The organism is Gayadomonas joobiniege G7 (genome assembly GCF_000300815.1).
Taxonomy (GTDB): Bacteria; Pseudomonadota; Gammaproteobacteria; order Enterobacterales; family Alteromonadaceae; genus Catenovulum; species Catenovulum joobiniege.
In genome coordinates, this window is the sequence record NZ_AMRX01000008.1 from 522,843 (window position 1) to 548,557 (window position 25,715).

Here is a 25,715-nt window from a genome sequence, read left to right on the forward strand (position 1 = left end):
AAAACCTCAACAAGGTGGCGATATGACAACTACACGCGGAATAACAACAAAAGTATCTTCGGTGCTTAAAAAACTGGCGCTTCCAATAGCGCTTTCGTTAGCAGCTTCAAATTTAGCGCACGCAGAGTCAGTTAATACAACGGGTTTAGCCGTGACTGACGACACAGTAAAAGTGGGCATTCTGCACTCGGTTACTGGCACCATGGCCATTAGTGAAACGGGATCGGTTCAGGCTGAAAAGTTAGCCATTGAACAAATTAATGCTATGGGTGGGGTACTAGGCCGTAAAATTGAGTACATCCAGGAAGATGGTGCTAGTGATTGGCCAACATTTGCCGAAAAATCAAAAAAACTACTAGTGAATGACAAAGTCGCGGCTGTGTTTGGTTGCTGGACATCGGCCTCACGAAAAGCTGTATTGCCAGTCTTTGAGCAATATAACGGTATGCTGTATTACCCAACTTTTTACGAAGGGTTAGAGCAATCACCTAATGTTATTTATACAGGCCAAGAAGCGACTCAGCAAATTTTAGCGGGCATCGATTGGGTTGTTAAAAACAAAGGCGCTAAAAAGTTCTTCTTGCTTGGCTCTGATTATATTTGGCCGCGTACCGCCAACAAAATAGCCCGCAAGCATATTGAAAAATTGGGGTTAAAAGTGTCCGGTGAAGAATATTATCCGCTCGGCCATACTCAATTTAACTCTGTGATCAATAAAATCAAACTTAAAAAACCAGATGTCATTTACGCCATTGTGGTTGGTGGTTCAAACGTAGCGTTTTATAAGCAGCTAAAAGCCGCCGGTATCGATATGACTAAAGAAAAGCCGTTAGTGCTAACCATTTCTGTGACTGAAGATGAAATTTTAGGTATCGGTGGTGAAAATATTGAAGGTGCTTATGCGGCAATGAAGTACTTCCAGAGCATGGAAAATGAAAACAACAAAGCCTTTGTTAAAGCCTTTAAAGAGCGTTGGGGTGACGACATTGTGATTGGCGATGTGACCCAGGCTGCTTATCTTGGCCCTTGGTTATGGAAAGCAGCGGTTGAAAAAGCCGGCTCTTTTGATATCGACAAAGTACGTGCTGCTTCACCTGGTATTGAGTTAACGACAGCACCAGAAGGGTATGTGCGAATTCACGAAAACCACCACTTATGGTCTAAAACCCGCATTGGTTTAGCTAAAAAGGATGGGCAATACGACTTAATTTACGAAACAGACGAGTTAATGGAACCTAACCCATTCCCAGTCGGATACAAATAAAACAAAGTGTGGGCAAGCGCCCACGCTCCTTCTCCTTTTTATTGTTTAGCGGAGGTACTGGATATGTTTAGCGACTATACAGCCAATGAATTGACCGCGATTTTTGCCATGCAAGGGTTTGCCGGTTTAATACTGTTTTCTGTGCTCGTCTTAATGGCACTTGGCTTGGCCATCATTTTTGGCCAAATGGGTGTTATTAATATGGCTCACGGAGAATTCATGATTTTGGGGGCTTATATAACCTATCTGACCTCCAACGTATTTGCAGAATACTTACCAGGTTTATTTGATGGCTACTTTTTTGTCGCCATGATCCTGGCTTTTATCACCACCTTTTTATTAGGAATGCTGGTCGAATGGGGGCTTATTAGATTTTTATACAAACGCCCCTTAGATACTCTGTTAGCAACTTGGGGGTTAAGTTTAATTCTGCAACAAATATATCGCAGCGTTTTTGGTGCGCGTGAAGTCGGGGTGAGTTTACCCGATTGGATGATGGGTTCTTATGCGCTGACAGATATTATTGAAGTGCCCATAAACGGCATCTTTGTGATGTTATTAACCGTCACGATTGCGATTGGCGTGTATTGGTTAATGTATCGTTCAGGTTGGGGCCGCCAAGTTCGTGCCGTGGTGCAAAATCGGCCAATGGCCAGTGCGGTGGGCATCAATACCGAAAAAGTAGACCGTGTCACCTTTGGTTTAGGCTGTGGTATTGCAGGCATCGCCGGCAGTGCGTTTACTATGATAGGTTCAACTGGACCCACCTCAGGTCAACTCTATATTGTTGATACCTTTTTAGTCGTGGTTTTTGGTGGCGCTCAAAGCTTATTAGGCACTATTGCTTCCGCCTTTACTATCTCCCAAGCACAATCAACGATGGAGTTTTTCTTAAGCGGTTCTATGGCTAAAGTTTTAACCCTGTTGTTTGTTGTTGGCATCTTGATGTTGCGTCCACAAGGACTCTTTGCCATGAAAATCCGTCATTAAGGAGCCAGTAGATGATGAATTCGTTAAAACAAATTTTTCCTAAAGGTGATTTAATAGCTTTTGCCATCCTAGCTGTATTGCTGGCAGTGGTATTTCCATTAGCTATGGATGTGTTTCGGCTTAATCTTGTCGGCAAATATCTCACCTACGCGTTTGTTGCTTTAGGCTTGGTATTATGCTGGGGGTATGGTGGTATTTTAAGTTTGGGCCAAGGTATATTTTTTGGTTTGGGCGGTTATTGCATGGCGATGTTTTTAAAGTTAGAAGCCTCTAGCCCCGAAAACACGGCGATTCAATCCACGCCAGGTATTCCTGATTTTATGGATTGGAACCAGCTCACTGAATTGCCTTGGTTCTGGGAACCCTTCCATAGTTTATCTTTTACTATCATTGCCGTGATGCTTGTGCCGACTGTGTTTGCGTTTTTTATTGGCCTAGCCATGTTTAAACGCCGGGTTGGTGGGGTTTATTTTGCCATCATCACACAAGCCATTGCAGCTATTTTAACCATCTTAATTATTGGCCAGCAGGGCTACACTGGCGGCGTGAATGGCATTACAGATTTACGGACCTTTTTAGGTTGGGACATCAGAACTGACAGCGCTAAAGTGATTTTATACTTTGTCAATTTGGTTTTATTGTTTACCTGTTTAGTGATTGCGCAAATTATTCGCAAAAACAAACTAGGCCGTATTTTAGTCGCGATGCGAGGCCGTGAAGAACGAGTGCGCTTTTCTGGATACGATGTAGCGAACTTTAAAATCTTCGTATTTTGCATTGGCGCTCTATTTGCCGCTTTGGGTGGCGCCATGTTCACCTTACAAGTCGGTTTTATGTCCCCAACTTTTGTTGGCATAGTGCCCTCTATTGAAATGGTGATCTTGTGTGCCGTCGGCGGACGTTTATCCATCTTTGGTGCCATCTATGGTGCGCTTTTAGTTAACTTTGCCAAAACCAGCTTTTCGGAATCTTTCCCAGAGTTATGGTTGTTCGCGATGGGCGCTTTGTTTATCAGTGTGGTGCTGTTCTTTCCAAATGGTTTAGCCAGCGTTTATCAAGATCATATAGTACCAAGATTTAAAAAACGCTTTAAAAAACAAGGTAAACCGGTTGCTGTTAAACCACGCGTACAAACAGCCAAAAATCAGCCCAATACAACTGAAAAAACAGATGATGTGTTAACCGGAGGTACCTTATGAGTCAAAAAGATTTTGTTCTCTCGGTTGAGGGACTCACTGTGTCTTTTGATGGTTTTAAAGCGGTAAACGACCTCTCACTTTATGTCGACGAAGGAGAAATTCGGGTCATCATTGGCCCCAATGGTGCCGGAAAAACGACAGTGCTTGATTTAATTTGTGGTCGTACAGCTTCTACTTCTGGCTCTATCAAGTTCAGAGATAAAGAGCTGACAAAAATGAGTGAGCACCAAATAGTGCATGCTGGCGTCGGTCGAAAATTTCAGAATCCATCTATTTATGAAGATTTATCGGTATTTGAAAATTTAGAGCTTTCTTATCCGAAAGGGCGCAGCGTGTTTGGTGCTTTGTTTTTTCGCCGCGATCAAGCTGTGATTAACCAAGTGCATGAAATAGCCGAAATGATCTTTTTACAGGATATGTTGGATAAACCAGCAGGATTGTTGAGTCACGGGCAAAAACAATGGTTAGAAATTGGCATGTTACTGATTCAAGAGCCTGATTTGTTGATGCTAGATGAACCGGTAGCTGGGATGTCCGTCGCTGAACGGCGCAAAACAGCTGAACTACTTAAACGCATTACCAAAGGTCGCTCAGTGATTGTGATTGAGCATGATATGCAGTTTGCCGAAGAAATTGCCGACCGGGTCACCGTTTTACATCAAGGCCAAGTACTGTCAGAAGGCAGCATGGAGCGGGTGCAAAACGATCCTAAGGTAATTGAAGTTTATCTTGGCCATTAAGAGGAAATAAATATGCTGCAAGTAAAAGACTATCGGGTTTCTTACGGCCAGAGTGAAGTTGTGCACGGGGTAAACTTCGAACTTAAAAAAAACGAAATTGTTGCCATCATGGGGCGCAATGGCATGGGTAAAACCTCGTTAATGAAATCTTTGGTGGGCATGGTGCCGGAAAGTGGCGGCTCTATATCACTGCAAGGCACTGATTTAACCGGAATGAAAAGTTTTGAACGGGTGGCAAACGGCGTAGGTTTTGTGCCCCAAGGGCGGATGATCTTTTCGACCATGTCGGTGCTTGAAAATATTGAAACCGGCTTAACCTCAACCAACCAATCCAAGCTACCGCCAGACAGTGATTTGTACGAATTGTTTCCGGTATTAAAAGAAATGAAATCACGAAAAGGCGGCAACCTTTCTGGCGGTCAGCAACAGCAACTAGCGATCGCAAGAGCCTTAGCCAGTAACCCTAAAGTGCTTATTTTAGATGAACCAACTGAAGGCATTCAGCCTTCCATCATTAAAGAAATGGCGAGAACCTTGAAGCGTATCCGTGATGAGCGAGGTTTGTCCATTTTAGTATCTGAACAGGTGCTAAGTTTTGCGCTTGAAATTGCCGACAGGGTATTGGTAATTGAAGGTGGCAACATAGTGCACGAAGATGATATTGCCAATATTGATGAAGACAAAGTAGCCAGTTATTTATCCGTTTAAAAACTCAACCAGCAAAATGCGGCTAAACCGCAAGGAGATAAAAATGACTAATACAATTATTAAAGTCGACTTAAAAAAATCTGCATACGAAAACGAAAAACTACATAACCGTTGGCACCCAGATATTCCAATGGCCGAGATGGTCAAGCCGGGTGATGATTTTATTATTGAGTGTATCGATTGGACTGGTGGGCAAATCAAAAATAACGATGATGCGAGCGATGTGCGTGACGTTGATTTGACCCAAGTTCACTTTTTATCAGGGCCAGTTGGGGTTGAGGGGGCTGAACCTGGCGATTTATTAGAAGTCGATATTTTAGATATAGGGACTTTCGACGATAGCCAATGGGGTTTTAATGGTTTCTTTTCTAAACAAAATGGCGGCGGTTTTTTAACAGAGCATTTTCCTGAAGCGCAAAAGTCGATTTGGGATTTTAAAGGCATGTTCACCTCATCACGTCACATTCCTGGGGTAGAATTTGCCGGTTTAATTCATCCTGGGTTAATTGGCTGTTTGCCTTCGAAAGAAATGTTAAACGAATGGAATACACGTGAAAAAGACCTCTACGATACCGAGCCAGATAGAGTACCAGGTCTTGCGAACTTACCGTATGCAGAAACTGCCCATATGGGTAAAATGCAAGGCGAAGCGGCAAAAGCTGCAGCGGCTGAAGGTGCCAGAACCGTACCACCAAGGGAACATGGTGGTAATTGTGATATTAAAGATTTATCACGCGGATCTAAAGTTTATTTTCCTGTTTATGTAAAGGATGCAGGTTTAAGTGTTGGCGACTTACACTTTAGCCAAGGGGATGGAGAAATTACCTTTTGCGGTGCGATAGAAATGGCCGGCTGGATCCACTTACGAGTCAATCTGGTTAAAGACGGCATGAAAAAATATGGTGTTAAAAACCCAATATTTAAACCAAGCCCGATCACACCTAAATACGATGATTATTTAATTTTTGAAGGCATCTCTGTTGATGAAGAGGGTAAACAGCATTATTTGGATGTTAATGTTGCCTATCGCCAAGCCTGTTTAAATGCCATTAACTACCTCGAAAAATTTGGTTATACCAGAGCGCAGGCATACGCCATATTAGGCACAGCGCCAGTTCAAGGTCATATTAGTGGGGTGGTGGATGTGCCAAACTCTTGTGCGACCTTGTGGCTACCAACTGATATCTTTAAAGAAGACATCAAAATCAGCCCAGACGGACCGACTAAATATTACGATGGCTCGATTGATGTGCCACTTGCACCTGATATTAAAAAATAATCTTTTGTTTAAGTTTTATCTGTAGCGCTGGCAACGGCGCTTTTTACCTAAGGAGTATGATATGCCTCTATACGATTATAAGTGTGCACAGCATGGTGTTTTTCAAGAAATGGTGCCGCTGGCCAAAGGCCATGAACCTTGTGCTTGTCCTCGTTGTGGCAAGCTCTGTGCAAAAGTTATTTTGATCCCCCCGCAAGTATTAGAAATGGCTCCTAATAAACGAAAAGCAGCCGAAAAAAATGAAAAAGCCAGTCATGAGCCGATTATTTCAACGCCAGAAAGTCGCGATAAAAAACACGGGCGTGGATGTGGCTGTGAACATACCGCGGCAAAAACGCGCAAAGCGGTTTATTTAGCCGATGGTAGTAAAATTTTTCCTTCTGCCAGACCTTGGATGATCAGCCATTAACCTTTCTTAAGCCATATGAACCAACATTTTGTCTCGGGCAAAATGTTGGCCTTACCAGCAAAAACTTGCCACCTGTGTACGGCACTATTAAATACAATGTTTTAAATTTGTTTTAATTCTTTGATCTAAACATTAATCTGAGTTAAATTATATTAAGTTTAACATCATATGTTTGGTTTAAAATTATGTTTATGTCTAAAAAATTAAAAATGTCACTCCTTACAACGGGCTTGCTGATGGCAACCGGCATTATCAGCGCCTGTTCAACACCCCAAAAAAATCAGACCATAGCGCAAACGCCTATGCCAAGTGAAAGCCCAGTTAGCAAGCAGCCATTGCCATTAACAGATCCACAGAATACAGGGGCTTGGGTTCTAAATGAACAAGTCAGTGATGAGTTTGACGGTGATACGTTAGACGAAAACAAATGGTATATCGTTGGTAAATTTGAAGACGGTAAACCTGTTTATAAACATCCAGACAAACCCAATAAAAAAGTTTGGAAAGGGCGAGCACCTTCTCAGTTTTCTGGCCGAAATTACCGCCTAGAAAACGGCAAACTGATTTTAGAAACCCGTTGGGAGCCTGATTTTCCATTTGAAACTAAGATACACAAACCGGTTTTTGGCGAGCCAATGAAATATGAAAATATCACGACAGCCTGCATCATTGGTCGCCGTTATTTTAAATACGGTTATATCGAAATAAAAAGCAAAGCGGCCGACGCTGCAATTTCCAGCGCGTTTTGGGCTATGGGTGAAAAATTAGAAATTGATTTTTTTGAGCTATTTGGTTCGCATAAAGGACAAGGTGAATCTCATTTAGATCGTCAGCTTTGGTGGTCGATTAGAGACTGGGGCAAAAAAGTTCGTGGCAAACCTACTTATACAGAGCGCAAAGATTTAGGTTTTAGAGTGGCAGCAGACTTTCATGTTTATGGTTTTGAGTGGGACGAAAGCGGCGTTAAATATTATGTTGACGGTCAATTAATCAGCGACGTGAGCCGAGCTGATGTAGACGCTTTTGCAAATGAACACCGAGGTGTTGAGCATGGTTATGTTGCCACCAAACCTATTAGTTTGTGGTTAGACCAAGAGACTTTTCCTTGGCATGGCGTGCCGGAAAGTTTGCAAGACTTAGAAAAAAACAGCCCGCCCAACGAGGCTCATGACGGGGTTGTTGATTATGAAATTGAATACGTCCGAGTATGGCAAAAAGCGTCTAAGTAGGGGAGAACAATGAACCGAAAAATGAACCAAGTAAAACCAATAATAGCAGCAATGAGTTTATTATTTGCATCGGGTTGCCAGGGGTTAAGCGCTGAGCAAACGCAAGATACGATAGCATTTGAAGCAGCTGAGCAAAACATATTTCCAGTGTCTAAAAAGTTTTTACGTCAATGGGACGCTGCGACTGTTGTAGATTTAGACCAAGATGGTTGGCCTGATTTAATGCTTAACGATCATGGTTTTAGCACCCAAGTATTGTGGAATAATCAGGGCCGGTTTAGTCAACCTTATGATCTATTGATGGGCGACTCTCATGGTATTGCGGCGGCAGATATAGATAAAGATGGTCAAGTAGAAATTATTATGGCGCGGGGCGGCGGCTCAGGCTCAAATGCCCGAAATGCTAAAATGGTCAAGGTGAATAAAAATCGCGAGTTTACTGAGATCGGCGATTATTCAATACCTTTGGCCAACATGCGTGGACGAACAGTAAAGTTTGCTGATTTAGACAACGACGGTTTTTTAGATTTAGTTAATTTTGCATTTCCATCAAAAGAGAAAAAAGGGCAGAGCGAAAACTATCTATATCGTAACAACAGAGCCGGTGAATTGGTTTTGGCCGGTACATTGCCGAGTAGTTTTGGTGATGGCCAAAAAGTACTGCTGACGGATTTTAATGGCGATCATGCGTTAGATATTTTTATGTATGGCAATGGGCCAGCCCGGCTATTTAAAAATGAAGGTAAATTTAACTTTAGCGACGTCACCAACAGCGTACTACCCGAAAAATACAAACAGGTGTCGAGCGCCATTGAACTGGATTATGACAATGATGGTGATATGGACTTGTTCATCACTCAAGGCAAAGATTTTGAATCAGGCCAAAGCTTTTATAACGGTGCCAAGCAGTCTTTTGCGTTTTATTCTAAACGTGGCAAAACCCAATTTAAAGAACTTGCGGGCGGCGAGGTTATTTATATTAAAAACCTGCAAACCCAGTGGCCACATAAGTCGTTATTTACTGGCGAGCCAGGTTTAGAGTATCAATTTCCAGGTGAAACCCATTCTGGCCGCAATGTGCGTTTGGTTAATAGCGATGCATTAGGCTTTGTTGATAAAACCGACAAAAAAGGGGTTTATATTGGCTATGTTGGCAATCAGGCATGGCGTTTAGCTGTTAATACTTTTTCACCATCAACAGGCGTTATTGACGGTATTGTCAAAGCACCGGATGTTAAAAAAGTTGAACAGGAAAAAGTGGTAAATATACTCTTAAATAATCATCAGGGCCGATTTACAAATGTCACTAAAAGCGCTGGTTTAGCAAAAAAAGGCCAATTTACCAGCAGTGCAGTGGCTGATATTAACAACGATGGCTTTTTGGATATTGTGGTGCGTAGTCGCGGTGAAATGGTATTTGATAATCCTGCTTTAGTTTATATAAACAACCAGAAGGGTGGTTTTGAATATAAAAATAGTTTGGGCATAGTCACCCGTGAACCGGGCGCAATAGGCTTAGGAATAGAAGCAATTGATGCAAATTTAGATGGTCGAGTTGATTTTGTCGTCGGCGACGAACGGGGTCGTTGGCACCTATTTTTGAACCAAAGCCAAAACCAAAGCCATTATTTGCAGGTGGCAGTGGGTCCCTCTGCCAAACAACAAGCATCTTCGCTTGGGGCTGTCGTGACTGTAAATGGTTGCAAAAAACAACAGCAAAAACGCATTGGCACAACGGCCGCTATGTATTCTATAAGTTTTAACCCTATTGTGCATTTTGGTTTAGGCGACTGTGATAAAGATTTAACAGTTCAAGTTAAATGGCCAACCGGAGAGTTGCAAGTCAAAAAAGCGGTGAACGCAAATCAAAAACTCGTGTTCTAAATTTGTTCAATATTTGTATTAATAAAATTATAAAAGCACTAAACTTATTGACTATACAAACATCATATGTTTATATTGTTGGTAACTTGAATAAAGTGTGTAAACAACAAACACGATAAAACCAAACAAGGTTACTTTATTAAATTAACAAAGGAATTTTTATGAAATTCAGAGCGGTATTAACCAGCTTGACGTTCGTTGCGGCAGCTTTAAGCAGCGGCTTCTCAATAGCAATAGCAGCAGATCGAGCGATAGCGGCAGACAAAAAAAATGTATTAATCATCATGTTTGATGACATGCGTTTTGATACTTTTTCGTATCGGGGTGGTCCTGTTCATACGCCTAATATAGATGCTTTGGCCGATAGCTCGGTTCGGTTTGACCAAGCAATGACCACCACAGGTTTATGTTCACCCTCTCGCGCTGCTATGTTCACCGGCCGCTGGGGTCACAAAACTGGCTTAGACGATAACCTGGATATTTACCATACTCGATTAATGGAACTAGATCCCAGCGAAGGTGGATTAATTCGTCGCGCTAAAGATGCTGGGTATTACGTTGGTTATGTCGGTAAATGGCACTTGGGTGCACAAGGTGCACAGTTACGAGGTGCCGATTTTGTTAAAGGCGGCCATGAACACTTTGCGAAGCGTTTTCAGCGCAACTGGACACCGTATGCCATCCGCGAAAATGTTGAAAAATACCAGCAAGGTATTTTAAACGAAAACAATGAAAAGCTTGAGTATTATCAAACGCTGCCCGGCAGTTACGAAACCACTGAAACAAAAGGTAAAGTGGAATATGGCCGTGAATTAATGCAAAAAGCAGTTAAACAAGACAAACCCTTTTTTGGTGTTGTTAGCTTTAAACAGCCTCACCCACCGTACCGTGTGCCTGAGCCTTATGCCAGTATGTACGATCCTGAATCATTAGAATTACCTGCAAACCATATGGTGCATGGCAAAAAGAAACCGTTAGGGCAACGCGGTGTATTTTGGCCTTGGCATGATGTTTCGCACATGACGGACTTAGACTGGCGAAAAGCACGCGCCCATTATTATGGTGCAATCGCTATGGTGGATAGAGCGGTAGGCGAGTTGATAGATGCGGCCAAAGAAACAGGTTTATACGATGATTTACATATAGTCTTTGTTGGCGATCAAGGCAGCATGTTAGGTGAGCACGGTTTATTTGACAAAGCGCCTTATGCGTACGATGAATTAATGCGTATGCCATTGTTAATGCGTGTGCCAGGTGTAGAGCCAAAAATTGTTAATCGTCAAGTGGGTATGTTGGATATTGCACCCACGTTAGCAGAATGGATGCAGCTAGCAAATGATGGTGATGTGGATGGCCATAGCTTAAACCCTTTAATTGAACAGGGCGATAAGGCCGAAGCGGGTCAGCCAGATACCGCTTACTACGCTTACGAGTGGTACAACGGCGCTTGGTTTGGTGTTAGAGCCATACGTACGCCAGAGTTTAAGTTTGTTTGGAATCCAGGTGATTCAACAGATGAGTTATACGACCTAAAAAATGATCCGGTCGAGCTGAAGAACTTGATTAATGATAATAAACATCAAAAAACATTAGTTAAGTTAATTAAGCAACTAGAAGCTGAATTGCTCAGAGTAGAAGATCCGGCTATCGAGCGATTCCGCCTTCACTTTAAAAAGTTCTTATAATTTAGAAAAGTGGAGACGTTTGACGTCTCCATCAAAACATATGACCTTACGTAAGGTGGTAACAAATGAAAATTGAATGCGTAAAAACACATCATCTTAGATGCAATCTAGATGAACCTTTTGGTTTTAGCCAATGGTTTTATAACCAACGAAATGTGTTAGTTATAGAGGTGATCACCGACGAAGGCGTTTCAGGTTGGGGAGAATGTTATGGTCCGGCAGATGTGATTCAAGGGGCGGTAGAAAAATTCTACGGCCCAAGAATTTTAGGTAAACCCGCTTTATCTACCGATGCTATTTGGCACTTTATGTGGCGAGCCTCGTTAGATTTTGCCCGTTCCGGCGTGATGATGGCAGCTATGTCGGGCATTGACATGGCACTGTGGGATCTTAAAGGTAAAGCACTAGGCTTAAGTGTGAGTGAGCTAATGGGTGGGCGCAATCGTGATTTTGTCCCATGTTACGCAACTGGCATGTACTATACAGATTTGCCGGAGGATAAGCTGCTAACCTCATTAGTTGACGAAGGCGCAGGGTACGCGAACGAAGGTTTTCAAGCGATGAAAATCAAAGTGGGTAAAAACCCAGAATTTGATATTAAATTTGCCAAAGCACTACGTGAAGCCTGCCCTAACACCCAATTAATGGCAGACTCTAACCATGGTTTTGATTTGCCCGAAGCAATCCGAGTAGGACGGGTATTAGAAGCCTTAGATTATCTCTGGTTTGAAGAGCCACTGGCGCCTGATCATTTGCATTTATTTGATAAGCTACAACAAAAGTTAGATATTCCTTTAGCAACGGGCGAATGTTTTCAAACACGTTTTCAATTTAATAGCTTAATTCAGTCAAATTCGGTGCATTTGCTACAACCGGATTTAGCCTATTGTGGTGGCCCAAGCGAAGCATTAAAAATTAGAGCTATGGCCTCGGCGAATGGCATTAATGTGATCCCACATGTTTGGGGCACTCAGTTAAACTTAGCCGCTGCGACGCATTTTTTAGCCACCGCATATCATGAGCCGGGTCGCGCGGAAGAAAAAACCTTGTTTATGGAATACGATCGCACAGAGAACCCTTTACGTGATGAAATGTACCAAACCGAAATTAAGGTGACAGCGGGTATTGCCGAAGTCCCTACAGCGCCTGGTTTAGGCGTGCAAATTTGTCCTAACGCATTGAAAAAATTTGATATTAATTCAACGGAAACCAAATTATGAGCAAGCAATACAAAATGTTAATCGGTGGCGAACTGGTCACAGCTAAAACAACCTTTAGTGTTGTTAACCCAGCAACCGAAGAAGTGATTGCCGAAGTGCCAGATGCCGAACCAGCCCATATTGAAGACTGTTTAAAGAGTGCAGACAAAGCCTTTGCTAGCTGGTCTAAAACGTCGTTAGCGGAACGCGAAAAAATTATTCTTGATTATGCGAATTTATTAGAAAAAAACAAAGATGAAATCATAGATATTTTGATTTCTGAAACCGGCAAACCCATTGAAAATGCCGAATATGATTTTGGTATGTTAGTTACCTGTCTTAAATTTTTTATTGAAGAAGCAAAGCGTTTAGACACTCCTGTGATTAATGACCCAGACGGTCGTTTCCATCATTACATCAGCCGTCAGCCATTGGGTATTGTGGTGGGGTATTTAGCGTGGAATTTCCCGCTGTTAAATATCGGCTATAAAATTGGTCCTTCATTAGCAGCTGGCTGCTGCGCTATTATTAAACCCTCTCAGGTTACCCCAATGGCAACCTTGCGCTGCGCAGAGTTAGCCATTGAAGCAGGCATACCTGCGGGTGTTTTAAATGTGATCACTAGTAATAACTACGACATTACTAATCCGTTATTAACCTCTGATTTAACCAGTATGTTTACCATGATAGGCTCGACCAAAGCTGGTGTTAAAGCTATGCAAACCGCTTGTACCTCAGTTAAGCACTTTTCGGTTGAGTTAGGTGGCAACGCACCTGTCATTGTTTATGATGATGCCGATGTTGAAAAAGCCGCTGAAAAAATCGTTGGCCTTAAATTTGCGAACTCTGGTCAAGTTTGTGTGTCACCTAACCGGGTTTTTGTACACCAGTCAATTTATGAAAAGTTTTTATCGAGTGCACGTAAACACGCAAAACAAATTAAGTTAGGTGTCGGTCGTCAAGAAGGAAATATCATGGGCCCAATGATGACAGACAAAGAGCGCCAGCGTGTGATCGGTTTAATTGAAAAAGCCATTGCACAAGGCGCAAACTTAGTGGCCGGTGGCAGTGTCCCCAGCGATAAACAAAAGGGTTTTTATTTGGAGCCAACCATTTTGTCTGATGTGAGTTTAGACATGGCGGTAGCAAATGACGAAATTTTTGGCCCAGTATTACCTGTTATTCCATACTCAGATTCAGATGACATTATTGAATTGGCTAACGACAATCAATACGGCCTGTCTGCTTATGTATTTACCGAGAGCTTAAAGCGAGGGATGCAAGCTGCCGAAAATATCCAAGCCGGTAGCGTTTGCATCAATGAACCTCACTACTCGGTGCAATTACCGCACGGTGGGTTAAAACAAAGTGGGGTGGGTAAAGATTGCTCGCGCTATAGCTTGCAAGAGTACTTAACGCTTAAACGTGTTTCAGTGTTAATAAAGGATTAAGGTGACTTCCAATGTTGAATAAAAAAACACTCATTTCTGCATTGTTTGCAGTCTGTGCCAGCGCTTCTGCGTTTGCGCAACCAGAGCGTCCAAATATTGTTGTCATCTTAGCGGATGATTTAGGCTATTCAGATGTTAGTTTTAATGGCTCTAAAGATATCACTACACCTAACTTAGATAAGTTAGCGGCAAACGGCACAGTAATGACCTCTGCTTATGCAGCGCATCCATTTTGTGGACCTAGCCGCGCAGGGTTAATGACTGGCCGTTACCCGCATAGATTTGGCTCTCAGTTTAACCTGCCAACAAACCACAAATCGGGCGGTTTAGGGATCCCAACCGATGAAAAGTTTATCAGTAAAGTATTGCAAGAGTCTGGGTATTACACAGTTGCCGTGGGTAAATGGCACTTAGGCGAAACGCCAGAATATCATCCGAATGCACGTGGCTTTGACGATTACTACGGATTTACCGGCGGTGGTCACGACTATTTTCCTGAAAAATATCAAAAAAAATACCAAGCCAGCCTAGCCCGAGGGATGGACGCAACCATCTTTGATTATATTCGTCCGTTAGAACGCAACGGAAAAGAAGTGCGTGAGACCGAGTATGTTACTGACGGATTAGCGCGAGAAACCGCTGCTTATATTGACAAAGCCAGCAAACAAGATAAACCCTTTTTTATTTATGCTGCCTTCAATGCACCGCATACACCTATGCAAGCAAAAGATGAAGACATGGCAATGTTCCCGAACATTAAAGATAAAAAACGCAAAGTATATGCTGGCATGGTCTACGCGTTAGATAGGGCTGTTGGCCGTATTGTTGATCAATTAAAAGCCAGCGGTGAGTATGAAAATACCTTGATTGTATTTTTTAGTGATAACGGTGGTAAAACGCCAACGGGTGCCAGCAACGAACCGCTGCGTGGCCGTAAAGGCGATACTTTAGAAGGCGGTTATCGCGTGCCTATGTTTTTTCATTGGCCCAACAAGATCCCCGCACGTGACAACTACTACCATGTGATCAGTGCATTAGATTTATTCCCAACTTTTGCCAATTTAGCAGGCGCGGATTTAACCGGCGTTAAAAAGTTAGATGGTGTTGATGTACTGGATGCTGTGATAAATGGTGAAAACGCACGCCCAGGCCAAAGTGTATTTGCCATGCGCCACCGCTATGGGTATAGCGATGTGGGTGTGCGCAAAGATAATTTTAAAGCGTTACGTTTTGGCTCTAAAGACGAATGGCAGCTGTATGACGTAAACAAAGATCCAAGCGAAACCAAAGATTTATCTGGCAAATACCCAGTGTTATTGAGCCAGCTAAAAGAAGAAGCCGAAATTTGGGCATGGCAGCATGCAGAGCCAAAATGGTTTCATATTCATCGAGAAGGTTTCCAGTGGCGCGAAAAAGCGATGCCACGCTTTCATGAAACCTTTAACTACAAACCTATGTATGGTGAGTAAGTTTGCCTATTGGGTTTAATGTGACTCGATAAATAGACTTTAATTTTGAAAACCCGCCGTTTGGCGGGTTTTTTGTGCACGTTTATCTGTTTGGTCTATGACATAGCCTGAGTTTGACTTAAAGTTATATAAAGATAGATAAATAGATTGACAGTGTTATAGATGCAGTATACTATTTGCGCAGCTTGAAAGTAAGTCTGTTTTTATCATCTCCATTTCGTTGCATTCTTAGTAGTTCCACGTCCTGTAGTTTGTAAATTTCAATTTATATTTCCTGCTCAATCGTGCCTTACCAAGGCATATGTACAATTTTTTTATATACAGGATATTTATTATGTCTAATACAACGACTGGTACCGTAAAATGGTTTAACGAAGCTAAAGGCTTTGGTTTTATTGAGCAAGAGTCTGGTCCAGACGTATTTGCACACTTCAGTGCAATTGCTAGCACAGGATTTAAAACTTTGGCAGAAGGCCAAAAGGTTCAATTTACTGTGACTCAAGGCCAAAAAGGTCCTCAAGCAGAGAACATCGTAGCACTATAATCTTAGTCTACACAGATTGATTAAAAGCAAGCCCTTGTGGTTTGCTTTTTTTTGCTTTTAAAAAATCTTCAACTTTTAATCTGTTTATCTTAACACAGTATATAAAAACGCATAAATATTGTAGTTATCTGTTTTTCAGCCAACTACGCCCATCATCAGCCAGCTACGCTCATCATTTAAGCGATAATGCACACGCATTTTATCACGCCGCGTTTTGGATTGTTTTTGCAGCCGTTGTTTTTTAACCACAAAAGGTAATTTATATTTATTTAGCCAAACTATCGAATATTCTCCTTTGGGTTATGTAAAAAAACAAACCGACTCTCTGGGTGTTGAACAATTGACACAAAGGTTTTATTGCTCGGCTAATACTTGTCCTGCGGGTGGTTACTATGGTGTGCGCACTTTGGTGACGCACCCAGATACGCCTGCTTTTGGTGCTGAGCCTGTCATTACTTATTTTAATAAGCAGCATCAAGTGATCGCTAAAGATGTGAGCGTTTTTAATGGAGATACCATTCGCCAACAAATGAGTTATTACCCGTCGGGGCTACTGCATAAAAAATCCAATAGTTTTATTGTTGGCGGAGTCAGTGAGTCTAATAAGCGCTGGGACGAATATGACTACGATGAGCAGCGCCGCGTTAAAAAGATAAAATATGCAAATGGTGGCGAGAAAACGTTTAGCTATAATGTAATAAACGGCAGCTCGATTGGTTTAAGCGAGTGGTCAAAACTGCAAAAAATCACCCAAATAACCAAAGTGATAAAGGATTATGAAGATGGCTCACCCGCCCAAGCACAACTGCAAACTAAAATAAGTTATTTAAACGCAATGGGGCAACTTGTTAGCGTAGTTGATGCGAATGGAACGCAGCTAAACTCTGTATATAATGCACAAGGGCTGCTGGTTAAAAGCCAAACCAATGGAGATACCAGCACCACCGTCATGGTTGATTATAATAATCAAGGTCAACGTATTGGCTTGACCGATCCAAGCCTTGGCCATATCGCATTTACATACACCGGGTTTGGCGAGCTTAAAGAACAAATTTGGCAGCCTAACACCAGCGCCGAAAAATCTATGCACCACTTTTATGATAAGTTGGGGCGGTTAACCTCGCGAGAAGACACCGACAGTCACAATGCGACCACACAGCACCAATGGCATTGGGACCAGCAATATAAAGGCGCACTCGACGCTATTTACACTGGGGTCTCGCAAGGCTGAGGGCCTTATAACAGCAATCTACATGAACAGCTGTATTCTTATAATGTTAAAGGGCAATTACATCAAGTTGAAGAAAAAGTGCCAGGAGAGTGGTCTGCAAGCATATCCTATACCTATGACACCTTTGGGCGCGAACAGACTAAATCGACCCCCAATACAAATATCAAGCGTCTGTACCACTTAATGGGCACCCCAGTGCAAACTTTGGAAGATGCGGCAGAGCCGTTTAAAATCTGGCAGCTTGGCGATGTGATAGAAAATAGCCAAGGCGAGAGAATACAGCGGCAACTGCTTGGCGATAGATTAGTGCAAACCCAAACCTATGGACTAAACGGCCATATAAAAAGTATTGCGGCGGGGATCTATAGCGGTCATGCCAGCATACAACCGAGTGTTATGCACCAGAGTTATCAATTTGATACCATAGGCAACTTACTTGCAAAAACAGACTATAATATTGGGTTAAAACCGCTGCGTGAATGGTTTACATACGATGCATTGAATCGTTTGAAAAACCGTAAAACATTTGAGCAAAACAGTGATGGCAGTTATGGAGATTATTCGCTTGCTTCCGGTGGGCAGTCAGTCGATTACAAATATGACTTATTGGGCAACTTAATTTATCGCTCAGACAAAGGTGTGTTAACCGGTAGCAGCCCGCAAAACCTGTTTTACAGTGAGGTCGACAGTGCAAATAACAGTGTTAGTCCTTACGCAATCACATCGGCTTATGGGGTGGGTAGTCAAGCATCATCGAGCATCCATTACCAATATGACAACTACGGAAACGTCACTAAACGGGGTAATAAAAACATAGAATACAATGTGTTTAATAAACCCACCAATATAGATGGAGCGTATTTTGCGTATACCGCAACGCACAAGCGCTACCGAAAAACCAGTAACAACGGTGCGATAACCTATTACGCTGACAGCGGTGCTTTTGAAGAAACAATGGATGGTCCTATCTTCACCCAAACAAGTTATATTGACGGGGTATTTATAAAAAAATCTATTAGTGACTATAGTATGGGGGCATCTAGTGTAGAGCGTCGCTTTACATTAAAAGACCACTTAGGCTCAATTAACGTGATCACAAATGAAATAGGGCAAATAGCTGAGCAAATGAGCTTTAATGCCTGGGGTGAAAGACGTAACCCAGATATGAGCAGTGGTCCAGCTTCATCGGCCGGTACCACCACCCGGGGTTATACGGGTCACGAAATGTTAGATGATCACGGCCTAATCCATATGAATGGTCGGGTTTACGACCCAAATATTGGCCGATTTTTAAGTGCGGATATAGTGGTACAATCACCGAGCAATAGCCAAAGTTATAACAGGTATAGCTATGTTTTAAACAACTCACTGAGCCTAATAGACCCAAGTGGGTATACGTACGAGGGCTGCCCACCGAGCGATGCGACAGGTTGTGGTCAAATGGTAGATGATCTCGGTGGTCCGGCCACAATGCCTTGTGAACAGGGAGGAGACATGGAAACCTGTGAAGTCACCGGTTATGTTCCGCCGGGTGCATGCGGTGCAGACGTAGACTGCCAGATGAATGAATACTTGCAAGCGATCGATAAAATGCATGATGAATTTATTGAGCAAGCTCAGCCGACAGGTGATATGTTTGGAGGGAGTACAGAGCGGACGTTGGAAAGTCCTCAAGAAAGGATCAATAGGCTCAATCGAAATGTCTCTAAAAATTATCCTTCATTGGCATCACCACAAGTGATAGCAGTCAAAGACGCTGGTAAATACTCTGGAAAATTTACTTCTAATGGAAAAGTTATTGTAGAGTACGGTGGTTCTGATTCGGCTGTCGAATCATCTATTTTTCATGAGAGATTACATGTCGATGAGGCAAATTATACAACAGGAGGTTCGCAAGGTTTGTATATTCTTCATGAGTTTATCGAGCATGGTATATTTCATGACCCCAACATAGATAAAATGACGACGGACTACTATAGGCACATACAATTCCCTAATGTAAACGGTTTGCCTCAATTAAATGATCTACCTTGGAGAAAAGAATAATGAAGACTTTTATTAAGGTTATTTTAGGTATTTCCCTTATTATATCAGTTGCCTTCATTATCTATATTAATGATAGAGGAGAATCACGCCTCCAGAGAAAACTTGCTGCATATTGTCAATTTTCTGAGTTAGCAAAAGAGCTAAATTCATTTTATTTTTCCAATGGTCGTTATATTTCAGAAAGAAGCTGGAGAGATAAAATAAATCTAAATATGCTGAATCAGCGGTGTAATATCTACTTTTCTGAGGATAATGGTAGATTTAAAGATATTTTCGGCGCAGCGTATAAATATGAAACGATTGATGGAGGCAATGGGATGCGCATAGCCAGAATTGGTGCAGAAGAAGATCCGCAGTATTTGGGATTTGAACAAATAATGGTTTTTAAATTAGGCAAGCGGGTTGAATAATGACCCAATTCTTTAATTTTATGAGTGTCTCCTTCTCGCTCATTACAGACATTTATAATTGACTGGCGGTGTGCTTATAAAGTGGAAAAGTGAACTTTAATGCCTGGGGTGAAAGACGCAAACCGGATATGAGCAGTGGCCCAGCTTCATCGGCCGGTACCACCACCCGAGGTTATACCGGCCACGAAATGTTAGATGATCACGGCCTAATCCATGATGAATGGTCGGGTTTACGACCCAAATATTGGCCGGTTTTTAAGTGCGGACATAGTGGTGCAATCACCGAGCAATAGCCAAAGTTATAATAGGTATAGCTATGTTTTAAACAACCCACTGAGCCTAATAGACCCAAGTGGGTATTGTAATACAACCCATTACGACCCAGATCATACTGGTTGTGGTCAAATGGTAGATGATCTCGGTGGTCCGGCCACAATGCCTTGTGAACAGGGAGGAGACATGGATACCTGTGAAGTCACAGGTTATGTGCCGCCGGGCTCATGCGGTGCAGACGTAGACTGACAGATGAATGAATACTTGCAAGCTACCGATAAAATGCATGATGAATTTATTGAGCAAGCTCAGCCGACAGGCGATATGTTTGGTTCGAGTGCACAAGAGGGTGATGGGTTCTTTAAGGGGCTTTGGAAAAAAGCTACCGGTTGGCATTTTGAAGGACGTGATGCTTTGAATACTAATTTACCAACTTACGACCAAGCTATCGCTGAAGGGTCTGAATGGACGTTACTATCTGAAAAACAATCTATTTTCCATGATGACGGTATAGGTAAAAAAGAACTGAAGTTTATCCACTCTGATGGTCGCGAAGCTATTTTTAATGGCGATTCGTTAAGTTTGGTGACTGATCCCAGATATGTTGGTACTTATAACTATGTAAATCCTGCCCCAGTTCCTGAGAAATGGTATGACGTAGGTGGATGGGGAACATATGCTGGCAAAGGTTTTGGCCATCTTGTCTTAGATGTTGTCCCGTATGGTATGGGTGGAAATGTAAGGGGAGAAAATTAGTGTATATCGGTGCAAAAATAGTCTTTGGACTTATTCTATTGGTACTTGCTGTTTTGGGATTGTCAGCCTGTAATACAGCAAAAATCATTAAGTACGAACATGAGCAGTCAGCAGAGTTTTATAAGAACTTTGACTTTGGAGCTAGTGCCCTCAATGCTTTCAAAGCTGATGATGTTTTACTTGTCGTTGATGTAAATAAGGCAACCCACACCAGCTATGTAGTCTGGCTAGGTTTATATTCGGATAAAGCCGGAAGGTCTATAAATATTGAGCGCGCTGTGGTTACTGGTGATGGTTGGGAGAAGAGCCAAAGCTTTAACCGCGAATTGGTTTTAGAGACCCATATTCCTGATCATGAATTGCTCGAGTTTGATAAAGGTTTGAAACTTGTTGAGGTGGACGAGGATGACTTGAAATCGGTTGTCAATGCAGGTGGGGAGTTGTCTTTAACAGTTTTTTATAATGTTGGTAGTGGCACTGAAAGTACAACTTTTATTCTCAAGCAAAAGGTTGAGAAGCAGACTGTCTTTTCAACTTAAGAAGCCCCTTCACAATACCAGAGGAGCTCAAGATGATTTGTTCTAAGCTTTACTTTTTAATGGCCCAAAACCGGTCAAGCTAATTGTCGCCTAATACTCAATTAACGTGATCACAAATGAAATAGGGCAAATAGCTGAGCAAATGAGCTTTAATACCTGGGGTGAAAGACGCAACCCAGATATGAGCAGTGGCCCAGCTTCATCAGCCGGTACCACCACGCGAGGTTATACGGGTCACGAAATGTTAGATGATCACGGCCTGATCCATATGAATGGTCGGGTTTACGACCCAAATATTGGCCGATTTTTAAGTGCGGACATAGTGGTGCAATCACCGAGCAATAGCCAAAGTTATAACAGGTATAGCTATGTGTTAAACAACCCACTGAGCCTAATAGACCCAAGTGGGTATTGTAATACAACCCATTACGACCCAGATCCTACTGGTTGTGGTCAAATGGTAGATGATCTCGGTGGTCCGGCCACAATGCCTTGTGAACAGGGAGGAGACATGGAAACCTGTGAAGTCACAGGTTATGTGCCGCCGGGTGCATGCGGTGCAGACGTAGACTGCCAGATGAATGAATACTTGCAAGCTACCGATAAAATGCATGATGAATTTATTGAGCAAACTCAGCCGCCTGATGATATGTTTGGTGCGAGTACAGAGCAGACATCTGCACAAAAGGGGCTAATATACGATCCGAATGACCCTAACTATCACTCTTACTACCTGCGTACTGCGATGTGTAATCTCGGAAAAAATGGTTGCAGCGTGGAAATGGTCATGGGATCCACGGAAAGAGAATCCGTTCCCTTTGTAATCGCCCCTAAAACTGGTGAACCTCTGACTTTAGCAGGTGGTAATCCGATCAAGCATTATAGTGGTGAAAACTGGTCATTAAATATGACGATGGAGGGGTACACATATCATCCGGGGCAAGTTTTACATGTTGTTACTGCTGAGCAAGGTGTGGTTTATTTAAATACTTATGGAGAGGGTACGGGGCCTAGTCCGTGGCTAAATAATGCTGTTGGTTACACCTTGTTTGGAAAGATGCATGCTGATGTTTGGACAAGTGTAAAAACGCAGCAAATTCAAAATTTCTATAGTGATTTATTTAAGTAGCGGGAAAAACAATGAAACAAATACTTTTTTTATTTATTAGTTTAGGCTCTTTTGTTCTTTCTGCCACACTGTTTTACATGATTGTTAGCTATTTGCTCTTATCATTACCGCCTTTCAATAAAGCAGTAATGCCGGATGCTACATCCTTGGTTGCAGTCATTTTGTCGGGGCTGCTTAGTATTGGCTTAGCGGCTTATGTAGCATGGAAAATTTATTTTAATTTGGCGAAATAGTTAACAAATTGCCGTTAAAACCAATTGCTTGTCGTAGGCGGTTAGTTGTAAGTGGTGCAGATGGTAAATCCCGCCTGATCCAACCAAGTCCTGTAATGGTCCAAAACAACTGTAGAGATTTATAGCTTACTATTAGCAAAATTATAGTATGGGGCGTCTAGGGTCGCTTTACATTAAAAGACCACTTAGGCTCAATTAACGTGATCATAAATGAAATAGGGCAAATAGCCGAGCAAATGAGCTTTAATGCCTGGGGGGGAAAGACGCAACCCAGATATGAGCAGTGGCCCCGCTTCATCGGCTGGCACCACCACGCGAGGTTATACGGGTCACGAAATGTTAGATGATCACGGCCTGATCCATATGAATGGTCGGGTTTACGACCCAAATATTGGCCGATTTTTAAGTGCGGATATAGTGGTGCAATCACCGAGTAATAGCCAAAGTTATAATAGGGGTGAAATACACGATGAATTTATTGATCAAGCGCCACCGCCTGGTGATGTGTTTGGTTCGAGTACTGAGGGGACGTCGGGATCAAACTCTAGGTTAATTTATAATCGAGGTGCAATCCAAACCCAACCAGGTGATGGTAAGGGGTATGCCGGTAGTTATAAAGTTGAATGTAACCGAGTTTGTCAAAACATAGCTTTAGCCGAAGTGACGGGGAATATAGCTTATATTCAGATGACACTGGCATAAAAGCAATCACAAAAACAAAGCGCGGATGCACTCGCGTTCACTATAATTGGACTTACTCAAACAATACTAAAAGCGATGTGTATCGCTGGTTCAAAAGCATTTTCAACACCAATGAGTAGAGAGGGATTAGCTGCTAGCGTTGTTTTATCAGTAGGAACTGGACCCGTAGTGAATAGGTTTACGGTAGACTCAAAAGCAGCAGAAGTTATTTGGAAACATAACGAATTTTGGTTTAGGTGCAGGTTTCGCATTAGGATCTTAATAAAATTGGTGGTAGATAATATGAACGGAATTATAGGTGCATTTATTTTATATATGGCTTTAGTTATTACTGAAGCTACCTGCAAGTATAAAAAAGTTTCTACGAAAAAAGCCTTTTTTTATGGGTTCGCTAGTTTGTTTTTGACTTTTATCGTTTTACTTTTTATTGGTGAAGTCATGGTCGGTTCATATTCCAATTCAGGTGCTGAACATCGGTATTTATGGTTTTTAGGCGGTGTAGGGCTTGGCATTGCATCTGGGGCAAAAGTAGCGATGGCTTGTGAATCAGCAGATTATTAACTCATAGTTGTTACTTAAAGGATCCAATTAGACTTAGCCGTTTTTTAAGTGCGGACATCTTGGTGCAATCACCGAGCAATAGCCAAAGTTATAATAGGGATAAAATACACGATGAGTTTATTGATCAAGCGCCACCGCCTGGTGATATGTTTGGTTCGAGTACAGAGGGGACGTCGGGTTCAGATGTATCTATAGAGGGTCTATGGCTCTCTGTTGGAATTGGTAAAGTTATGTCACCCGTAGATAACTACTTGAGTCAAGGTTCAAAATCGTCAGAAATTATATGGGGCCAAAATTCATGGTGGCTTGGAAATGGCTTAGGCTATATCCCAATTACGGGGAATTAGATGGAAATTTTATTGTTTGGCTTCGTGGCATTAGTGTTTAAAATTATTGAAGTTATATGTGTAAGAAAAAAGTTTTCACCTATTAAATCATTTGTAATTAGCTTTATTACTGTTTTAGCTGCGTTTCTAATAGTATTACCTGTTGGTATATCAATTAGAGAGCCAGAAAATACAAATACTCAAACTAGATTGTTTATATCGTTGGGCGGCATTATTGTTGTAAGCGCGGCAGCTGGTATTAAATGTTGCTTTAATGCGCATATCAACCATCATTATTAGCATATTGCGCGTAAATGTTAGGAGTTTATGGATTGATTAATTACATCTTACGCACACATGAGGCTAAGTCGGGTAAAACGCCAAGTGAAGCTATGGTTTGTTCTAGACGTCAATGCTTAATAATACTAGACACAGCAACCCAGCTCGTTGTAAATTGTTAATCAAATGTATTGGTTAACAATTTACAAAGGCTATTTAATGAAATTTGTCCTATCTATTTTAATTTATTTGATCACTGCCATTAATTTGGTGTTTGCTCAAACAGGTGGTTGGAACTTTAATAACAACCGTATTGCCATCAGTGCCGATGGCAATAATCAAGCTGACAATTTGCATCGGTGGCCAAGAGCTGATCCGGATGATTGGGGCGGCACTGCTGTGGCACTGGCTATTATTGCAAAGTTAGATGCGCGCGATAATTTGGTTCATTATTCATATAATAATTTTGTAGATGCGCCTGCCCATACCACTGAGACCAATGAGATGGCCGATAGTGTCAACGGTGCGATTGAACGCTGGGATTTTAACAAAAATAAATTTTTTGATGCAAGTGCTGATCACCAAGCTGCACTTGATCATTTAGTTAAAGAGATCAGTCAATCAAGCGCCGAAGATCCATTATATTTTATTCATATGGGGCCTGCGGAGTTTTTTTATCGTGCTGTAAAACAAGTGGTTGAGCAGGGCAACGCCGAACACTTATCGCATGTTTATGTTATTTCACACAGTGGGTATAACAATAACCATTTACGCCGTGGCGATCCTAAGTTTGATAAACATCCAGTCGCGGCTAAAGATAAACATCATACGCTTGCAGAAACCATAAGCTTAAGTGGTCAACGACTTAACTATAAACAAATTCAAGATCAAAATGCTAAATGGGATGCCAATAAACTTTGGAACTCTGAACATGATTGGTCGGTTTGGCAATGGATGAAAAATCACCAAGATGAAAGCATTCAATGGATTTATCAGCGTTTGAAAAGACATCCAAAAGGGGTGGCTGATTGCTCAGACGCGGGTATGGTTTATTACCTGCTAACTGGCGACGATAACGGAAGTCCAGCCAAGTTACAAAAACTCTTTGCTGCTGGTATTTAAATGACTTTCGCTAAATAGCTAGATGCGTTGAAGCACTAAATATAAATTTGTTTTTTAC

The 25,715-nt window shown here is 42.0% G+C and carries 28 protein-coding genes; all 28 read left to right on the forward strand.

Features of this window, described 5'->3' with window-relative positions; genetic code table 11:
• The first annotated feature begins 22 nt into the window (after window positions 1–22).
• The 28 genes from urtA to C727_RS0116875 all read left to right on the forward strand — a co-directional run bounded on the left by urtA (window position 23) and on the right by C727_RS0116875 (window position 25,657).
• The gene (gene urtA, locus C727_RS0116740; RefSeq protein ID WP_017446815.1) at window positions 23–1,264 is read left to right on the forward strand and encodes an urea ABC transporter substrate-binding protein; all 1,242 of its coding nucleotides are present in this window, start codon (window positions 23–25) and stop codon (window positions 1,262–1,264) included.
• Between the two features lie 63 nt (window positions 1,265–1,327).
• Window positions 1,328–2,254 (forward strand): urea ABC transporter permease subunit UrtB, encoded by a 927-nt coding sequence (gene urtB, locus C727_RS0116745; RefSeq protein ID WP_017446816.1) that lies wholly within the window; start codon window positions 1,328–1,330, stop codon window positions 2,252–2,254.
• 11 nt (window positions 2,255–2,265) lie between these two features.
• Window positions 2,266–3,453, forward strand: coding sequence for an urea ABC transporter permease subunit UrtC (gene urtC, locus C727_RS0116750; protein ID WP_017446817.1), 1,188 nt, complete (start codon window positions 2,266–2,268; stop codon window positions 3,451–3,453).
• Window positions 3,450–4,193, forward strand: a complete 744-nt coding sequence (gene urtD, locus C727_RS0116755) for an urea ABC transporter ATP-binding protein UrtD (RefSeq protein ID WP_017446818.1) — start codon at window positions 3,450–3,452, stop codon at window positions 4,191–4,193. Before urtC ends, urtD begins: the two co-directional genes overlap by 4 nt.
• A gap of 12 nt (window positions 4,194–4,205) precedes the next feature.
• Window positions 4,206–4,901 (forward strand): urea ABC transporter ATP-binding subunit UrtE, encoded by a 696-nt coding sequence (gene urtE, locus C727_RS0116760; protein WP_017446819.1) that lies wholly within the window; start codon window positions 4,206–4,208, stop codon window positions 4,899–4,901.
• 43 nt (window positions 4,902–4,944) lie between these two features.
• A complete protein-coding gene (gene fmdA, locus C727_RS0116765; RefSeq protein ID WP_017446820.1) occupies window positions 4,945–6,180 on the forward strand; it encodes a formamidase in 1,236 nt (411 codons plus the stop codon).
• Between the two features lie 61 nt (window positions 6,181–6,241).
• Window positions 6,242–6,589 (forward strand): zinc ribbon domain-containing protein, encoded by a 348-nt coding sequence (locus C727_RS0116770; protein ID WP_017446821.1) that lies wholly within the window; start codon window positions 6,242–6,244, stop codon window positions 6,587–6,589.
• Window positions 6,590–6,774: 185 nt separating this feature from the next.
• Window positions 6,775–7,818 (forward strand): family 16 glycosylhydrolase, encoded by a 1,044-nt coding sequence (locus tag C727_RS0116775; protein WP_017446822.1) that lies wholly within the window; start codon window positions 6,775–6,777, stop codon window positions 7,816–7,818.
• A gap of 9 nt (window positions 7,819–7,827) precedes the next feature.
• Window positions 7,828–9,702, forward strand: a complete 1,875-nt coding sequence (locus tag C727_RS0116780; protein WP_017446823.1) for a CRTAC1 family protein — start codon at window positions 7,828–7,830, stop codon at window positions 9,700–9,702.
• Between the two features lie 161 nt (window positions 9,703–9,863).
• The gene (locus tag C727_RS0116785) at window positions 9,864–11,387 is read left to right on the forward strand and encodes a sulfatase-like hydrolase/transferase (protein WP_017446824.1); all 1,524 of its coding nucleotides are present in this window, start codon (window positions 9,864–9,866) and stop codon (window positions 11,385–11,387) included.
• Between the two features lie 65 nt (window positions 11,388–11,452).
• The gene (locus C727_RS0116790) at window positions 11,453–12,607 is read left to right on the forward strand and encodes a mandelate racemase/muconate lactonizing enzyme family protein (RefSeq protein ID WP_017446825.1); all 1,155 of its coding nucleotides are present in this window, start codon (window positions 11,453–11,455) and stop codon (window positions 12,605–12,607) included.
• Window positions 12,604–14,037, forward strand: a complete 1,434-nt coding sequence (locus tag C727_RS0116795; RefSeq protein WP_017446826.1) for an aldehyde dehydrogenase family protein — start codon at window positions 12,604–12,606, stop codon at window positions 14,035–14,037. Before C727_RS0116790 ends, C727_RS0116795 begins: the two co-directional genes overlap by 4 nt.
• An 11-nt stretch (window positions 14,038–14,048) precedes the next feature.
• Window positions 14,049–15,506: a sulfatase family protein gene (locus C727_RS0116800; RefSeq protein ID WP_017446827.1), complete on the forward strand. Its 1,458-nt coding sequence runs from the start codon at window positions 14,049–14,051 to the stop codon at window positions 15,504–15,506.
• Between the two features lie 334 nt (window positions 15,507–15,840).
• Entirely contained in the window at window positions 15,841–16,050 is a 210-nt protein-coding gene (locus tag C727_RS0116805; RefSeq protein WP_017446828.1) for a cold-shock protein, read from the forward strand.
• A gap of 214 nt (window positions 16,051–16,264) precedes the next feature.
• Window positions 16,265–17,281, forward strand: a complete 1,017-nt coding sequence (locus C727_RS0116815) for a hypothetical protein (protein ID WP_017446830.1) — start codon at window positions 16,265–16,267, stop codon at window positions 17,279–17,281.
• A gap of 78 nt (window positions 17,282–17,359) precedes the next feature.
• Window positions 17,360–19,327: an RHS repeat domain-containing protein gene (locus C727_RS19820; protein WP_237742353.1), complete on the forward strand. Its 1,968-nt coding sequence runs from the start codon at window positions 17,360–17,362 to the stop codon at window positions 19,325–19,327.
• Entirely contained in the window at window positions 19,327–19,737 is a 411-nt protein-coding gene (locus tag C727_RS0116825) for a hypothetical protein (RefSeq protein ID WP_017446832.1), read from the forward strand. Before C727_RS19820 ends, C727_RS0116825 begins: the two co-directional genes overlap by 1 nt.
• A gap of 89 nt (window positions 19,738–19,826) precedes the next feature.
• Window positions 19,827–20,030, forward strand: coding sequence for a hypothetical protein (locus C727_RS19825; protein WP_017446833.1), 204 nt, complete (start codon window positions 19,827–19,829; stop codon window positions 20,028–20,030).
• Window positions 20,011–20,259, forward strand: coding sequence for an RHS repeat-associated core domain-containing protein (locus C727_RS19830; RefSeq protein ID WP_237742354.1), 249 nt, complete (start codon window positions 20,011–20,013; stop codon window positions 20,257–20,259). Before C727_RS19825 ends, C727_RS19830 begins: the two co-directional genes overlap by 20 nt.
• Before the next feature lie 3 nt (window positions 20,260–20,262).
• Window positions 20,263–20,766, forward strand: coding sequence for a hypothetical protein (locus C727_RS19835; RefSeq protein ID WP_017446834.1), 504 nt, complete (start codon window positions 20,263–20,265; stop codon window positions 20,764–20,766).
• Window positions 20,766–21,305, forward strand: a complete 540-nt coding sequence (locus C727_RS0116840; protein WP_017446835.1) for a hypothetical protein — start codon at window positions 20,766–20,768, stop codon at window positions 21,303–21,305. The genes C727_RS19835 and C727_RS0116840 overlap by 1 nt, the downstream gene beginning before the upstream one ends.
• A 142-nt stretch (window positions 21,306–21,447) precedes the next feature.
• A complete protein-coding gene (locus C727_RS19840) occupies window positions 21,448–22,434 on the forward strand; it encodes an RHS repeat-associated core domain-containing protein (RefSeq protein ID WP_017446836.1) in 987 nt (328 codons plus the stop codon).
• Between the two features lie 11 nt (window positions 22,435–22,445).
• Complete coding sequence (locus C727_RS0116850) at window positions 22,446–22,667, forward strand: hypothetical protein (RefSeq protein WP_017446837.1); 222 nt, start codon at window positions 22,446–22,448, stop codon at window positions 22,665–22,667.
• 246 nt (window positions 22,668–22,913) lie between these two features.
• On the forward strand, window positions 22,914–23,369 hold the full coding sequence (locus tag C727_RS19845; protein WP_017446838.1) for an RHS repeat-associated core domain-containing protein: 456 nt from the start codon (window positions 22,914–22,916) through the stop codon (window positions 23,367–23,369).
• 75 nt (window positions 23,370–23,444) lie between these two features.
• Window positions 23,445–23,930 carry a hypothetical protein gene (locus tag C727_RS19635; protein ID WP_155949292.1) on the forward strand — a complete coding sequence of 162 codons (486 nt, stop codon included), beginning with the start codon at window positions 23,445–23,447 and terminating at the stop codon, window positions 23,928–23,930.
• A gap of 62 nt (window positions 23,931–23,992) precedes the next feature.
• Window positions 23,993–24,277 carry a hypothetical protein gene (locus tag C727_RS0116865; RefSeq protein WP_017446840.1) on the forward strand — a complete coding sequence of 95 codons (285 nt, stop codon included), beginning with the start codon at window positions 23,993–23,995 and terminating at the stop codon, window positions 24,275–24,277.
• Complete coding sequence (locus C727_RS0116870; RefSeq protein ID WP_017446841.1) at window positions 24,278–24,556, forward strand: hypothetical protein; 279 nt, start codon at window positions 24,278–24,280, stop codon at window positions 24,554–24,556. It begins immediately after the preceding gene.
• A 198-nt stretch (window positions 24,557–24,754) separates the two neighbouring features.
• Entirely contained in the window at window positions 24,755–25,657 is a 903-nt protein-coding gene (locus tag C727_RS0116875) for a hypothetical protein (protein ID WP_017446842.1), read from the forward strand.
• Window positions 25,658–25,715: the final 58 nt, after the last annotated feature.